This window comes from Streptomyces sp. VTCC 41912, assembly GCF_045799175.1.
Taxonomy (GTDB): domain Bacteria; phylum Actinomycetota; class Actinomycetes; order Streptomycetales; family Streptomycetaceae; genus Streptomyces; species Streptomyces albulus_C.
Genome location: NZ_JBJMAB010000008.1, coordinates 31,710 through 45,807, shown reverse-complemented (window position 1 = coordinate 45,807; position 14,098 = coordinate 31,710). Strand labels below are relative to the sequence as shown.

13 protein-coding genes and 2 pseudogenes are annotated in these 14,098 nt (G+C 69.5%); 14 read left to right on the top strand and 1 reads right to left on the bottom strand.

Annotated elements, in window-relative coordinates:
* The first annotated feature begins 31 nt into the window (after window positions 1-31).
* The 6 genes and pseudogenes from ACJ6WD_RS14300 (at window position 32) to ACJ6WD_RS14275 (ending at window position 6,097) form a co-directional block, all read left to right on the top strand.
* Window positions 32-340: a DUF6112 family protein gene (locus ACJ6WD_RS14300; RefSeq protein ID WP_376558396.1), complete on the top strand. Its 309-nt coding sequence runs from the start codon at window positions 32-34 to the stop codon at window positions 338-340.
* Window positions 340-1,026, top strand: coding sequence for a hypothetical protein (locus ACJ6WD_RS14295; RefSeq protein ID WP_407615886.1), 687 nt, complete (start codon window positions 340-342; stop codon window positions 1,024-1,026). The genes ACJ6WD_RS14300 and ACJ6WD_RS14295 overlap by 1 nt, the downstream gene beginning before the upstream one ends.
* 27 nt (window positions 1,027-1,053) lie before the next feature.
* A pseudogene (locus ACJ6WD_RS14290) lies at window positions 1,054-2,467 on the top strand (ATP-binding protein).
* Between the two features lie 141 nt (window positions 2,468-2,608).
* On the top strand, window positions 2,609-4,078 hold the full coding sequence (locus tag ACJ6WD_RS14285) for an SCO6880 family protein (RefSeq protein WP_376558403.1): 1,470 nt from the start codon (window positions 2,609-2,611) through the stop codon (window positions 4,076-4,078).
* A gap of 34 nt (window positions 4,079-4,112) precedes the next feature.
* Window positions 4,113-4,565, top strand: coding sequence for a DUF6238 family protein (locus tag ACJ6WD_RS14280; RefSeq protein ID WP_376558405.1), 453 nt, complete (start codon window positions 4,113-4,115; stop codon window positions 4,563-4,565).
* 26 nt (window positions 4,566-4,591) lie between these two features.
* Entirely contained in the window at window positions 4,592-6,097 is a 1,506-nt protein-coding gene (locus tag ACJ6WD_RS14275; RefSeq protein WP_376558407.1) for an ATP-binding protein, read from the top strand.
* 93 nt (window positions 6,098-6,190) lie between these two features.
* On the opposite strand, the gene ACJ6WD_RS14270 is transcribed toward ACJ6WD_RS14275, so the two are convergent.
* The gene (locus tag ACJ6WD_RS14270) at window positions 6,191-6,430 is read right to left on the bottom strand and encodes a hypothetical protein (RefSeq protein WP_376558409.1); all 240 of its coding nucleotides are present in this window, start codon (window positions 6,428-6,430) and stop codon (window positions 6,191-6,193) included.
* A 178-nt stretch (window positions 6,431-6,608) separates the two neighbouring features.
* Between ACJ6WD_RS14270 and ACJ6WD_RS14265 the strand changes: the two genes are divergently transcribed.
* From ACJ6WD_RS14265 to ACJ6WD_RS14230, 8 genes and pseudogenes are all read left to right on the top strand, one after another.
* Entirely contained in the window at window positions 6,609-7,316 is a 708-nt protein-coding gene (locus ACJ6WD_RS14265) for a hypothetical protein (RefSeq protein WP_376558411.1), read from the top strand.
* 309 nt (window positions 7,317-7,625) lie between these two features.
* Window positions 7,626-8,396, top strand: coding sequence for a hypothetical protein (locus ACJ6WD_RS14260; protein WP_407615885.1), 771 nt, complete (start codon window positions 7,626-7,628; stop codon window positions 8,394-8,396).
* 26 nt (window positions 8,397-8,422) lie between these two features.
* Window positions 8,423-8,920 carry a hypothetical protein gene (locus ACJ6WD_RS14255; RefSeq protein WP_376558415.1) on the top strand — a complete coding sequence of 166 codons (498 nt, stop codon included), beginning with the start codon at window positions 8,423-8,425 and terminating at the stop codon, window positions 8,918-8,920.
* 44 nt (window positions 8,921-8,964) lie between these two features.
* Window positions 8,965-9,852: a hypothetical protein gene (locus ACJ6WD_RS14250; RefSeq protein ID WP_376558417.1), complete on the top strand. Its 888-nt coding sequence runs from the start codon at window positions 8,965-8,967 to the stop codon at window positions 9,850-9,852.
* 85 nt (window positions 9,853-9,937) lie between these two features.
* Window positions 9,938-10,246, top strand: coding sequence for a hypothetical protein (locus ACJ6WD_RS14245; RefSeq protein ID WP_376558419.1), 309 nt, complete (start codon window positions 9,938-9,940; stop codon window positions 10,244-10,246).
* Between the two features lie 471 nt (window positions 10,247-10,717).
* A pseudogene (locus tag ACJ6WD_RS14240) lies at window positions 10,718-12,506 on the top strand (type IV secretory system conjugative DNA transfer family protein).
* Complete coding sequence (locus ACJ6WD_RS14235) at window positions 12,503-12,733, top strand: hypothetical protein (RefSeq protein ID WP_376558421.1); 231 nt, start codon at window positions 12,503-12,505, stop codon at window positions 12,731-12,733. The pseudogene ACJ6WD_RS14240 and the gene ACJ6WD_RS14235 overlap by 4 nt, the downstream one beginning before the upstream one ends.
* On the top strand, window positions 12,730-13,902 hold the full coding sequence (locus tag ACJ6WD_RS14230) for a DnaB-like helicase N-terminal domain-containing protein (RefSeq protein WP_376558423.1): 1,173 nt from the start codon (window positions 12,730-12,732) through the stop codon (window positions 13,900-13,902). Before ACJ6WD_RS14235 ends, ACJ6WD_RS14230 begins: the two co-directional genes overlap by 4 nt.
* The last annotated feature ends 196 nt before the right edge of the window (window positions 13,903-14,098 follow it).

The window sequence follows — 14,098 nt, the reverse complement described above, 5'->3', positions numbered from 1 at the left end:
CAGCGTGCAATAGATCGAACTGGAGTTCGTAATGTATCTCGCCGACAAGGTCGTCCAACTCGCCTACGACCCTGGGATCAAGCCAAACGAGGGCGGCCTGCCCGGCCTGCCGGTCCTCAAGCATGTGATGGGCAGCGTCAACCTCTTCGGAATCATCGCCGTAGTCGGCGCACTCGCCGTCAGTGCAGGCGTGTGGGCATGGGGCCACCACTCCGGCGGCCACCAGGCCGAGGCCAACGGCAAGAAGGGCGTGCTGGTCAGCGCCGGCGCCGCTCTCCTGTTGGGTGCCGCGAACGGTGTGGTCGCGTTCTTCAGCACGCTGGGATCCCAGGTCCACTGATGGCTTCCCGCTCCACGAACCCCCGCGGCGCATCTCGCGTGCGCCGCCGGGTGCTGCTCGGCACCGCCGTCCTGGTGGTGCTCGTCGCCCTCGCCGGCCTGGCCGCCTACCTCACTCGCGATAGCAGGCAAACCTCCAAGACCAGTGAACCGCATCAGAGTTCGATCGCTGCCTCCTCGGCCGCTTCACCCGCCGAATCGCCCTCACCGAGTAAACGCGCTCACGCCCTTCCGGTCCCGCCGAACACCCACGATCCGATCGCGTTCGGGAAGGCAGCTGCAGCCGCGCTGTGGTCCTATGACACCCGCGCGTACTCGCAGGCCGAGCTGCTGACCGCCCTGCACCGATGGCTGACCGCCGAGATCAAGTACGCCGACCCTGCCTCGGTCGACGCGGTTGTCCCCTCGCCTGTGCTGTGGAAGGAAATGGCCGCCAACGGCCAGTTCGCCACCGCCAAGGTGACCGAGGGGCACTTCCCGGACTCGTTCACCCGGGCCCTGCAGGCGGATCCCGGAACGGTCACGCAGGCGTATGTCTACGCCGTGACGGTCTCCGGCAAGCAGTCGATCGCCTGGAAGGGCTCGCCTGCCGGCGGTGCGGAAAACCGCGTCACCACCCTCGCGGTCCAGTGCCGCCCCTCCCATCCCTGCGCCCTGGCCGGTGTCATGCCGTCCGTCGCGCCCTGACAGCCAACCCAGAAAGGAGGTATCGCCATGGGAGTCTGCGACTTTCCGCTGATGGACAAGGTGTGCGGTGCTGTTAACTTCGCCACCAACCCGGCCGGGGCCGTCACCGACGGCATCGGCGCATGGATCGCGAAGTCGGCGGGCGAACTGGCCGCCAGCGCTTCAGATCTCGCCGCGAAGGCTGTCAACAACACCACCGCCATCGATCTCAACGCAGGATGGTTCCGGGACAACTACCAACTCCTGCTACCCATCGGGCTCGCGCTGACGGTTGGCACGTTCTGCATCCAGTTGATGTTCGCTGCCTGGCGGCGGGACGAACGCGCCCTGGCTCAAGCCGCGATCGGCACCATGACCGGCGTCCTCTTCAGCTTCTGCGTCGTCGCCTTCACCACCGTCGCCATCACCCTCGTCGATGTCTTGTCCGACGGCCTTTTCCAAGCAGCCAACACCTCGGTCGACGACGCGATTCGCCGTGTGGTGAAGGTCAACGAACTGGGGGCCATGTTCGGCCTCGGCTGGGGAGTTCCAGCTCTTGTCGCCCTGGGGTGCGCGATCGGCGCGTTCATGTACTGGGGCGTGATGGTCGCCCGTAAGGTCGGTGTCCTGATCCTGGTCGCCCTCGCCGTCTTCGCCGGATCCGGCGGAGGCTGGGAGGTCGCCAAGCGATGGCGGCGCGGCTGGATCGAGGCCACTGCCACGCTGGTCGTCTCGAAACTCATGATGACCGTCGTCTTCCTCATCGGCGTCTCGGCGATGGGCAAGTCGGATGCTCACGACGGCATGTCCGCGCTGTCCGACGCGCTGGCAGGCATCGTTGTGATGGTGCTGGTCCTGCTGTGCCCGTACGCCACCTATAAGTTCGTCCACTGGGCCAGCGACGGGGGCGGCCACGACGACCTGCATCGCACCGGCGTTGCCGGCATGGCGGTCGCCGCGGGGGCCGCGAAGACCGCGGGCAGCCTGGCCATGCAGGCCAGCACCGGCACTCCTGCACCGCAGGGTCCGAGCAAGGTCCCCGGGGCAGGCAGCGACGGCGTCGCATCCGGGATCAGCCCCTCTGGTGGCAACCTGAGCAAGGAGGGCATCGATGCCGGATCGTCCAAGCCGCAGACCCGGTTCCGGTACGGCGAAGACGCGAACGCCTCCGGTGACAAGGGCCGATCCCTGATCCAGCGTCCCGGCATCGCGGCCACTCATCACGCGGCCGGGCGAGGACCAGTCGGGGGGCACCGAAGGGGCCACCCCGGGTGGTCAGTTCGTCGGTGCGTCGGCTCCAGGCGTCAGCATGACCCGCGTTGGCGCCGCGCCGCCTGCCAGCCCTGCACCTGGGCGCACGGGCAGCCCTGCCGCACCGCCACCCTCCACCGGTCCGTCGCCAACCGGTTCCCCGACGCCGACGAGCTGGGTGTTCCCCAAGCAGCCTCCGTCGGGGTCCTGACCAACCACAGCAGGGGCGGGCTGCATCCTGCAGCCCGCCCCGTCCCCCGCACCGCGGATCACAGAAACGGAGCCTTGCCATGGCCTCCAGAAGAGCGCCGCGCGCCTCGCCCTCCACCCGCTCTCACCTTCTGGAACCACCATGTCTGATAAGCCTCAGGCCGAAGCCACGGCCACCGTGAAGTTCCCACACCGCAGCAAGCGAGGCATCCTGCTCGGCCTGACCGCCCCGCAGCTGCTCGTCGTCAGTCTCACCGGCCTTCTCCTGCTCGCCGTGGTCCTCACCCGCGGCGTGGTCGGTGCGCTCGAACTCATCCCTCTCTGGGCCGTCATCGCGCTCCTCACCTTCGTCCGCCACCGAGGCCGCGCCCTGGCTGACTGGGCTCCGATCGTCGCCCGGTACGCCCTGCGCCGGATGCGGGGCCAGCTGATCTGGCTCACCCGCCCCTCCCGCCGTCCAATCCGCGAAGGTCTCCTCCACCTGCCCGGCACTGCGGCCAGCCTGCGGGTGGTCACGGCCCCCGATCGCCGATACGGCGCGGTCCACAACCCCCACACAGGCACCCTGACCGCCGTCGTCAAGGTTTCCTCCCGAGCCTACGCACTGCTCGACCCCGGCACCCAGAATGCCAACGTCAACGGCTGGGGACGCGCGCTGGCCGCGCTCGCCCGCACCGGTCAGGTCGCCCGGATCCAGGTGATCGAACGCACCGTCCCGGACTCCGGCGACGCGCTGCGCCGGTACTGGGAGGAGCACGGCCAGCCCAACGCCCCTGTCGCTGGCGCGATATACAGCGAGCTGATCCAGAGTGCGGGCCCGGCTGCGGCGCCGCATGAGGCATACGTCGCGGTGTCTCTGGATGCCAAGGCCGCGCGGCGTCTGATCAACCAGGCCGGAGGCGGCCTGACCGGGGCCTTCAGCGTCCTGGCACAGCTGATATCCACCTTCGATCAGGCCGCGCGAACCGCCGGGCTCAACCCCACCGGCTGGCTCACCGACCAGGAGATCGCTGCCGTCGTGCGAACGGCGTACGACCCCAAGGCCCTTGCAGCGCTCGACCGTTGGTCCACCGCGGGACGCCCCGCGGCCGCCCCCGGCGCTGCCGGTCCCGTCGTGGTCGTCGAGAAGTCGGACCACATCGCGACCGACTCGGCCGTCCACTCCACGTACTGGGTGGAGAACTGGCCCCGTACCGAGACCTCGGCGGGCTTTTTGCACCAGCTCCTGTTCACCGCCGGGGTGCGGCGCACGCTGTCGCTGTCGTACGAGCCGAAGGGACTGGACGCCGCCCTGCGTGATGTCCAGCGCAAGAAGGCCAGCGTGATCGCCGACGCTGCCGAGCGAGCCCGGCGCGGCCAGGTCGACTCCGAGGCGGACTCGATCGAGTACCAGGACATCAAGTCCCGTGAGCGGCAGCTCATCGCGGGCCACGCGGATGTCGCCCTGACCGGCCTTCTGACTGTCTCGGCCGACTCCGAGGAGGAGCTGCGTTCCGCCTGTGCGGTCGTGGAGACCGCGGCCGTCGGTGCCCAGATCGACCTCCGGCCGCTGACCTGGCAGCAGGCCGAGGCGTTCACCGCCGCCGCTATGCCGCTCGCCCTCGCCGCCTGACGCCGGCCTTCCTCCCCTCCGAAAGAGCACCCCCATGTCCCGCACCATAAGCCCGACCGCGCAGGACTTCGTGCCCTTCGCCACCGCCGCGCTCGACTTCCACCGCGCGCTCAACATTCCAGGCGGCCCTCTTGTCACCACCCGCGCCGAGCTGGACGCCCTGCACGCCCATCTCGTCTCGCTGCACGGGCTGCTCGATGCTCATGCCGCCCGCACCGGCCAGCTTGTCCCGACCGAGGGCGACGAGCTTCGCGCCGCCCGCACCCGAATCTGGCAGGCCGCCGATCACGTCCACACCGCGTACCACGCGGCGCCCCGGCCGGACTCCGGCGAGGTTCCCGGACGCGAGACGTGCCAGGCCGGCCTGCCCGAAGGGGCGCCAGAGCTGACCATCTGCCAGCGCCACCAGCGAACCGCGCACCTCGTGCGCCGCCGCACCACCCCGGCCGACCTGCACGCGCCGTTCACCGGCCTCATCCGCCACTGACCTGCCTTCCGTCTGGAGAAACCTTCATGCCCCGCACCCGCGCCAGCGCCTCCCACCTGTTCGTCCCCCGCAAGACCTCACGCGCCGAACAGCGAGCCGCCCGTGCCGGCTTCGCCGAGGCCCGCCGTCAAGCCCGCCTCGCCGGCGCCCCACCGAAGCACCGCGCCGAGGCGAACCTCGACCCGGAACTGCGGCCGACGTACCCGCCGTCCGGACGCCCCGGCGCCTCCTCCGCTCGGGGTGGCAAGCTCAGTCTGCCCGCCCACCGGATGACCACAGCCACCGTCAGCGGCGCCTACCCCTTCCTCGCCGAGGGCGGCCTGGGCGCCGAAGGGATCTTCATCGGAAGGGACGTGCACGCGGAGGCAGCGTTCTGCTACGACCCGTTCTCGCTGTACAGCAGCGGGCGGATCGAGGGCTTCACCAATCCCAACGCCGTCCTGGCCGGGATCATCGGCATGGGCAAGTCCGCGCTGGCCAAGAGCATTGCCACCCGGGCGATTGCCCATGGCTACCGGGTCTACGTTCCCTGCGACCCCAAGGGGGAATGGACAGCAGTAGCGCAGGCACTCGGCGGTTACAGCATCGCGCTGGGACCAGGGCTCCCGGGAAGGTTGAACCCTCTGGATGCTCCGGCTCGGCCCGCCTCGGTGAGCGAGGGCGACTGGGCGAACGAGGTCCGAAAGCGCCGCCTCCTGCTCCTGGCCGGCCTGGCTCGCACCGTACTGAAGCGCGACCTTCTGCCGATGGAGCACACAGCCCTGGACCTCGCTCTTGACCTGGTCGTCGCCGAGGCCGACGCCAGTGGCACAGTGCCGCTGCTCGGCGAGATCGCGCACGCCCTCGGCACGCCCGAGCGCCTCGACCGAGCCCTCGGCGACCAGGCCGGACACATGGGGACCGCCGCACAGGACCTCGCACACGCCCTGCGCCGTCTTGTGCACGGCGACCTGAGCGGCATGTTCGACGCTCCCTCGACGGTGGCCTTCGACCCGACCACCCCGATACTGTCCATCGACCTCTCCCGCCTCGGCGGCTCCGGCGACGACACCGCCTTGGTCCTGGCCATGACCTGCGCTTCGGCATGGATGGAGAGCGCGCTCGCCGATCCGAACGGCGGCCGACGCTGGGTGATTTACGACGAGGCGTGGCGGGTGATGCGGCACGTCGGCCTGCTCGAACGTATGCAGTCGCAGTGGAAGCTCTCTCGCGGGCTCGGCATCGCGAACCTGATGGTCATCCACCGCCTCAGCGACCTGCTCAGCGCAGGCGATGCCGGCTCGCGCGGCCGGGTGCTGGCCGAGGGCCTCCTGGCTGACTGCTCCACCCGCATCATCTACCGCCAGGAGCCCGACCAGCTCGCCGCTGCCGCATCGCTGCTCGGACTGACCGGCGTCGAGACCCAAGCGGTATCCGCCCTGACCAAGGGCCGGGGCCTGTGGAAGGTCGCAGGTCGCAGCTTCATCACACAGCACATCCTGCACCCGGCCGAACGCGAGCTGTTCGACACCGACGCCCGCATGTCGGCATAGACCAACTGGCCATATTCCACTGCGAGTTAACCAATGCCATCAACCGTATTGCGACCAGGCCACCGAGCCCATGAAGGGGCCCTTGCCCCGCCCTCAAGTCCGGGCGCCGTCGCATCGGCCGTCGACTGGAACGACCGTCTCGCCGCCGCCCGACCCGAGGAGTTCACCGAGCTGTTCCATGAGGCAGTCACGGACGACTTCGGTGCTGTGGCCCGGCTGCACCAGATGCTCGAAACCGCCTCGCAGTGGTGCCGCGCCCGCGGCGCCCGGGGCAGTACCTCCGAGCTGGACATCCTCGCCAGCCGTCTGACCGACCTCGGCGAGGAGCTGCATCTCGTGAGGGAGAGGCTGGGCCGCGAGCTTCACTCCCGCTCGCATCGCACGACAGCAGCGGCTCGCACCTCTACAGCCATGTCGGTCCGTGCGTCTTCCGGCGGCCGGCAGAACACCGCTCCTGCCTCTCCCCCACCCACCGTCGGTTCGCTGTCGCGTTCGCGGTGAGCACCAGCACATGAACGAGGACTCATCATTGCCCCCTACTCCCCCTTCTCATGAAGGCCAGCCAGCGGCACCCATAGATCAGCCGGCCTGGCAGCAGCGCGTCCCCGCGCTGGCCTCCGCCGCCGCCGGTATCAGGCAGGCGTCCGACGCCTGGGACACGCTCTCGAACTCCCTCTGCGGCCAAGACGGCTGGCCCATCGATCGGAAGGGCTATGCGGACGGCAAGGTGAAACGCAACGCCGAAGCCTGGAAACACGTCGAGGTCTTCCTCGACTACGGCCCCGAGGTGCTGACCGGTGTCCGCGCTGCCGCCACCGGCGCCGACTACGTCGAGGGACCGGTCAGCGAGGACCTTCGACGACTGCGCGGAATCGAGACCACTCTGGAACGTGCAGGCCAGATCCAGCACGAGTGGGATCAGGTCATGGCACTCATGGACGCGTCACTCCCCGGATCACGGGATCTGTACGCGAGCCGGGCGCAGGAGATCCGCAACTCCGAGGGCTGGCGCTACGCGGATGAGTTGTCGTTCCAGGGCCCGGCCCTTGCTCGGGCTGCCGACTACCTGGCCAGCCGGGCGGACCCCGATCAGGCCGGTCGGGCCGAACGTACTCAGGTGGCCCTTGCTCGGTCCACCTCCGGCAACCGCGGGGCCGCACCCGTTTCGCCTCCCGCGCCGGCAGCGTCGAATCCGCCGGCCCCGCGTCGTTCGCGCTGACACCTCTAGCACCGAGTCCCGGCCCGACCAAACCGGCCGATCGCCGGATCCTCATGGAGCCCACTACCCCCAACGCCCCACCATCCTGCGGATCGCGTCGTCGGTGCTTGGGGCACCCGGCACAGCGTATGGCCCCAGCACCACTGCCAGCGGCTTCGTCCGTACGGCCTGCGCTGCCGCCGGCCCGCCCCTCGTCCGTTCCCGGTCGCTGACCGCTTCCCGCCTCGGAGCGCTCCATGTCCTGCACCAGCAGAACCATCCCGGCCCTCGACCGCCCCTCTTCCCAAGCCTGCACCGGATGGATCTGCCATGCCCACCCACTACGACTCGCGTCCGGACGTCGCAGTCGGCCGCCACCCCGACTACGGCATCGTCGCCGCGAACCCGAAACAACTCGCCGCCAGCACATGGATGTTGAAGGGACTCGACTTTCACCCCGTCCCAGGCCAACCGACGCTGTACGCACTGGCCGACCAGCAGCGTGACGGGCAGGACCGCGCGACCCAGGCCGTCGCGATGCTGCGTAGGGCCGGCTACCAGGTCGACGTGGACTCCGCGTTCGACCCCTCGCTTGCCTCGGATGCGGCTCCCGCCCGGAACCGGCTCCCGCGCGTAGATCCCGACGTCGCGTTCGCCGAGCATCCGCAGCTCGGAATCGTCGCAGCCACCGATGACCGTTCCTCCGCACTCGGCGGCCGGCTCATCCTGGAAGAACACGGCTGGCGGCACAACCCGAACCTGGACATCTACACGCTGCCCATCACCACCGACCGCAGCGAGGCCATGGAGAAGGTCGCCAGCGCCACGGTGTCGATGCACCGATCCGACCTCCAGGTCGCGGTGCAGCCCCGCCTCGCCCACGACATAGCAGCTCGTCGCCCTCCTGCAGCCACAACAGCCGTGCGCCACCAGCGCAGTCAGGGCTTCACCGCCCATAAGTCCCCCATCAGCGCCGCCGCGCTCGCCGCTAGCTCAGCCCGCACCCGCATTCCGGGCAAGGCGCCGGTGCCCGCCCCCGCCTCCTCCGTTCCGACCACCCGGCCGGTCGACCCTCGCATCGCGTTTTCTCGCAATCGCTAACCCAACTCCCTTAAGGAGCAGTTCCCATGGCTGTGAAGACCATCTGGCAGATCACCCACTCCTGCGGCCACCGGGCCGAGCGTGACCTGTCCAACCGGACGGCCGATCGTCGCGCCGGCTTCGCCGAATGGCTCGCCCGGAAGGAGTGCACCGACTGCTGGCGGGCAGCCAAGGAGGGCGACGAGCAGGACAAGGCCGCCTGGCTGGAGGCCAAGCAAGCCGAAGAACAGGCCGAATCCGAAGCCTCGTCAGAGCAGTACCGGATGCCTCCTCTGGAGGGCACCGAGCGAGCCGTCGCCTGGGGTGTGCGCTGTCGCCATCAGGTTCTGGCCGCTGCCTACACCGCCCTGGTCCTCGAAGGCGAAACCAGCGAGACGCAGTGGGAGGAGATCGAGGAGGCCGCTCGCACCATCACACGCGCCGGCTGGTGGCTCGACCAGCGCTCCTCCGAGCCTGAAGACCTCACCGAACTGCTCCGAGCCGCTACCGAGGCCGACCGGCCCACCGAAAACCCCCACTTCTGACTGCTCGGTGCCGCCCTGCGCAACCAGCCCCGACAGTCCACGTCGTGGCGACCCTCGTTCGTGAGGACGGCAGCCTCCACAACGCCTACCGCGACGCCTTCCGCCTCCAAACCGAGCGCCGTCGCCTCGCCGCCGAACTGGTCCACCTGCCCACCGCTCCACACCCGATGCCCCGCGACCAGGAGACCCAAGTGCCTGCCCCTGCGATCACCATCACCTCAGAGCTCAGCGGCAGCGTCGTGGCACAAGGTGCCAACGACGATCTTTCCGCCTTGATCCTCAAGCACGCTGGCTTCCAGCAGATTGAGGACTGGTACGGCCGACGCCATCGTCTTCCCACCACCACCCCGATCACCGACAAGGTCGCCATCGCCACCCACGCCGCCGAGATGCTCCGCACCGCCCACTACCGTGTCGAACTCGCGCCTTCCCTGGACACAGCCAGGATGAGCGCCCCGGCACACCTCGTCGGGCCTTACCCCGCCGGGGCGGAACTCCTCCAACTCACCGACCGGATCAGGTCTGCCGAGAACGGTGAGGACCTTCGACGGGCGGTCGACCACCTCCTTCATCCAGAACACGGCGCACTGGAGCGTGTCCGGGAAGCACTGGAGGCAGCAGGCGAACAGATCACCGACCTCGACGACGAGGCGTACCAACTCGCCGACCAGTTCGGCTTCGCTGCGGACTTCGTCAGCTCGGCGCAGTCGGAACTCGTGGACTCAGAAGCCAAGTTGCGCCGCGTCGGCCGCTCGCAGCAGCCCGCGGCCATGACACGAACGCACCGGCCAAGGCTCCCCGACTCCCGAAGCGCCGCTCTCACCACCTCGCCTGCAGCGGCAAAGGCCAAGGTCTCCTCGGCCTCCGCCGGGGCGACGGAGGCCACCGTGGCCGTACGTCCGCCGCAGGCCCCCGGTCCTCGGACGCGGTGACTCAGATGACCTCTTCGCGCGCTCTCACCTCCAGTCTGCCGCGTCCCCCTAGCTGGAAATCCACCACAACGACCGAGGAGCCACCGTGCCCGAGTGCTGCCCGAGTAACGGCGATGCCGTCGGCGCCGCGATGCAGCACAACAACCGGCTCGCCCATGGAAGCGAGGCGCCCCGCTCCGAGAAGCCGTTGCAGGTCCGCTACCTGTCCCACCCTCCTTCCGACCCGCACTCCGTTGCCGGGATGATCGCCCGGCTCACCGAGATCGCGACGCCCGACGAAGTGGCCGGCATCACCGAGGAGGTCAAAGGTGCACTTGTTGGGGCTCTGCCGCAGCTGACCGAACTCGTCGCCGCTGCCGCCGGCTGGACCCGCGCCCGTCTGGGCGTTCGATGACCCGAACCACAACCCCGCCTTCGAGACCTGGACGCGGCTGGCTGCCGCCCACGGCATGCTCCGCGACGTCCAGGAACAGTTGGAGATCGCCGAGGACGGGATCGCCGCGTGCCCTGCCGAACTCCCCGATCCCAGGAACCACGAGCCGGTCAACGTCCTGCGGACCAGGGAGCTGCTCAGCGACGTCCTCGGGGCCGACCCGGTCGCCCCAGCCCGGACAGCCTCCAATGGCAATCCTGAATCGAACCGCCAGCGCGCTGCCCGTACCTCTTCGCCGCATGCCGCCGCCCGGCGCACGACGCCCCGGACCAGTCCCGCAGAGACGTCGCCGCGCACTCCGCCGCACCGGGCCCCCCGCTCCCGATAACCCTGCCAACCCCTCTCCCGAACAGGAGCTGCCCCGATGACCAGCAGAAGAGCGCCACACGCCCCGCCCTCATCACTTGCCTGCACTCGCTTCCAGGACCCACCATGCCCGCACCGCGTACCAGCGCGCCCTCGACCACCACCGGGTCGGACGTGCTCCTCTACCTCCTCTTCGGCATACTCGGCATCGCGCTCGCCTTCGGTTCGCTGGCCTGGCTGAGCGGCAATCTCATCAACTCCTTCTTCGGCAGCGGGCCTTGGACTTCGTTCCGGACCGTCGACGCGCTGCTTCACCCCGATATGCTGTGGCCGCACCTGAGCCCCATCGCGCTGCTGGTCGGTGCGCGAATCATCCCCGGTCTGCTGTCGGTTTGCCTCGCCGTCCTCGGCCTGGTGCTGTGGATGCGGCTGCGTGGCGGCCCGCAGAACGGCCTCGCCCGGAAGGCCGACCTCGCACCGCTGCTGGACAAGGAGATCACCACCAAGGCCAGGAGCCTGCGGCCGTCCTTGAGCGGCCGGGAGTGTAAAAGAGGTCGCCCCTGCCGACCGCGGCATCCTGCTCGGTGCCCTCTCCCCGGGGCGGGCCAACGTCCGTGCGTCCTGGGAGCACGTGATCGTCGCGATCATGGCTCCGCGAAGCGGCAAGACCTCCGGACTCGCGATCCCCGCGATTCTCGCGGCGCCCGGCCCCGTCCTGCTCACCAGCAACAAGGCCGCGAACGATGCCTTCACCGCGACGGTGGACGCACGCTCGGAGGTCGGCACGATCTGGACTCTCGACCCCCAGCAGATCGCCCACCACCCGCGCGAGATGTGGTGGGACATCCTGGCCGATGCCCGCGACCTGGCCGGGGCGAAACGTTTGGCCGGACACTTCGTCGCCGCGAGCGTGGACGACTCGAACGGGTCCGACTTCTGGTCCACCGCGGCAAGTAACACGCTCGGGGCTCTGTTCCTAGCTGCCGCCAGTCACCGACGTCCGATCACCGATGTCCTTGCCTGGCTCGCCTCCCCCGCCGACCGGACCCCGGTCGACCTGCTCACCGATGTCGGCCACCACGCGGTCGCCGCCCAGCTCCAGGGCACCGTCTCCGGCGCGACCGAGACCCGCGACGGCATTTTCGAAACGGCAAGGCAGTACGCGAGCTGCCTGCTCGACCCCGACGTCGCGGCCTGGGTCACGCCCAGCAAGGACCTGTGCGAGTTCAAGCCCTTCGCCTTCGCCACGTCCCACGACACCTTGTACCTCCTCAGCAAGGACGGCGGAGGCAGCGCGAGCGCGGTCATCGCCGCGGCTGCCGACGCCGTGATGCGGGCGGCCGTGGTCGTCGCCGAGCGCTCCGGCGGACGACTCGACCCGCCCGCCCTGTGCGTCCTCGACGAGGCCGCGAATGTGTGCAAGATCAGCGATCTCCCGGACCTGTACAGCCACTTGGGCAGCCGCGGCGTCATCCCGATGACGATCCTGCAGTCCTACCGGCAGGGCCAGCGGTGCTGGGGCGATGCGGGAATGGATGCCCTCTGGTCCGCCGCCACCGTCAAGATCGTCGGTAGTGGCATCGACGACTCCGACTTCGCCGACCGCCTCAGCAGGCAGATCGGTGACCACGACGTCCAGACCACCTCGGTGTCGACCAACGACGACGGTAAGTCCACCTCGGTGAGCATGCGCACCGAGCGGATCCTGCCGCCCGACGCGATCCGTGCCCTGCCCAAGGGCAAGGCACTGCTCCTGGCCACCGGCATCCGGGTTGCCATGCTCGACCTCCGGCCCTGGTACAAGGGGCCCTCCGCCAAGGTGCTCGGACCGGCTTCCGCCCGTGCGACGAAGGCCATCACCGAACGGGCCAATGCGAAGGCCCACGGCCGCGACGACTTCGGGCTGTCGGCATGAGCGCGGCCACGCCGCGTCCCGGTCGGCTCGGACACTCGCCGGTCGTTCTGCACGACGGTCAGTGGCGGTTGGTCAGTGGGCCCGGCTCGATAGTCGTCACGGACCCCACGTTCACCAGCCTGCTGGGCGAATTCGCCCAGGCGATGGCCGCTGCCGACGAGACGGTCGCCGACCTCCGTGACCGCCGCAGCGAACCACCCGCTTCCAAGGCAGGGGGTCAGCGATGAACCCGCTGCTGGGCGCTGAGCAGGCGGTACTCGGCTCCGTACTGCTCGACCCGGGCCAGCTCTCGCATCTTGACTGGCTCACGCCGGATCACTTCTACCGGCCGGTCCACCAGGCGATGTTCGCCGCGCTGCGCAAGCTCCGAGACGACGGCCACCCGGCGTCGGCAGCCGAGAAGTCCGTGCCATTGTCATGGGTGACCGACGCGGTCGCTGAAGCCAGCCTCCACGTACGGGGACTGACCACGACGTACGCCCACACTCTGGTCTCTGTCTGCCCGCGTCCCGCGCACGCGCCCGTGTACGGCCGCATGGTGCTGGAGGGCGCGATCCATCGCAGCATTACGGAACACGCGATCCGCCTTCATCAAGCGGCTCGCGCCGACGCACTGCAGGGCGGAGTCGAGGGAGCCCTGCACCACGCGGACGTACTGACCGGAGTGCTCAGCGACCTCGCACAGCGGTGGGGAACCGAACCGCGCCCGATCGAGCCTGCTGCTTCGCCGGCCACCGCCCCGGTCACGCCGCCGCCGGTTCGGGCCGATCGGGTCGCCGAGGACGAGCGGTTCCTTCTCTCCGTCCTCGTTGAGCAGCCGAAGGCCATGGGCGAGGTAGTCGGCTGGCTGCGGCCGGGCGACTTCGCCGACCCAGCCCACGGACAGCTCTACCGCTGCCTCGGCGCGCTGCACCACCGGGGCGAGCCCATTGATCGCATCACCCTGCTCTGGGAGGCCCAGCGCCGTGGTCTGCTGGCCGACGACACACTGTCCGGCGACCAGCTCGCCGCCATCTGCGACGGCGTGGGTCCAGGCAGCGCCGAATGGCTCGGCGAGTCGGTGATGCGCTCCTCGGTCACCCGCACCGCGGCAACCTCTGCGCGCACCATCCGGGCCTTGGCGGAGGACGAAGCCCTGGCACCCGGGCGGCTCATCAATCACGCCCTGCACGCGCTCGGTCCACTCGACGAAGTGCGTACCCGCTGGCAGACCGCGAACGGCCATCCCGCTCCGCCGCCGAAGGCCCGGGTTCCTTCGCCGAACGGGCCTCCCCCTGCGCAGGTGCAAGCCGCCCTCACCCGCAGCAGGCCGCGCCCACTCTCGCCGCCCTCGGTTCGGCCCGGCTCTGTGCCCAGCCCGGGCGCCGTTCGACCGCCCTCACGCAGCCACGGCTGACCCCTCTGCTGCCACCGTCGCGCAGGCTCTCCAAATTCCGCAACAGGTCCTCCAGGCAGAGGAGTTATGGCGGGCCCTTGTCGCGTCGCCTTGCTGCATGGCGGCGCAGCGCCTCGCTACCGGATTTTTCCGGCCGGGCCAAATCGCAGTTTCTCCGGATCCTCTTCCCCATGTCGCCGTCCCACAGATGGAGCAC

Coding starts and splice junctions, on each gene's coding strand:
- ACJ6WD_RS14260 (WP_407615885.1), top strand. CDS start 7,626: ATGCCCACCCACTACGACTCGCGTCCGGACGTCGCAGTCGGCCGCCAC.
- ACJ6WD_RS14230 (WP_376558423.1), top strand. CDS start 12,730: ATGAACCCGCTGCTGGGCGCTGAGCAGGCGGTACTCGGCTCCGTACTG.
- ACJ6WD_RS14300 (WP_376558396.1), top strand. CDS start 32: ATGTATCTCGCCGACAAGGTCGTCCAACTCGCCTACGACCCTGGGATC.
- ACJ6WD_RS14280 (WP_376558405.1), top strand. CDS start 4,113: ATGTCCCGCACCATAAGCCCGACCGCGCAGGACTTCGTGCCCTTCGCC.
- ACJ6WD_RS14295 (WP_407615886.1), top strand. CDS start 340: ATGGCTTCCCGCTCCACGAACCCCCGCGGCGCATCTCGCGTGCGCCGC.
- ACJ6WD_RS14270 (WP_376558409.1), bottom strand. CDS start 6,430: ATGCAGCTCCTCGCCGAGGTCGGTCAGACGGCTGGCGAGGATGTCCAG.
- ACJ6WD_RS14235 (WP_376558421.1), top strand. CDS start 12,503: ATGAGCGCGGCCACGCCGCGTCCCGGTCGGCTCGGACACTCGCCGGTC.
- ACJ6WD_RS14275 (WP_376558407.1), top strand. CDS start 4,592: ATGCCCCGCACCCGCGCCAGCGCCTCCCACCTGTTCGTCCCCCGCAAG.
- ACJ6WD_RS14285 (WP_376558403.1), top strand. CDS start 2,609: ATGTCTGATAAGCCTCAGGCCGAAGCCACGGCCACCGTGAAGTTCCCA.
- ACJ6WD_RS14255 (WP_376558415.1), top strand. CDS start 8,423: ATGGCTGTGAAGACCATCTGGCAGATCACCCACTCCTGCGGCCACCGG.
- ACJ6WD_RS14265 (WP_376558411.1), top strand. CDS start 6,609: ATGAACGAGGACTCATCATTGCCCCCTACTCCCCCTTCTCATGAAGGC.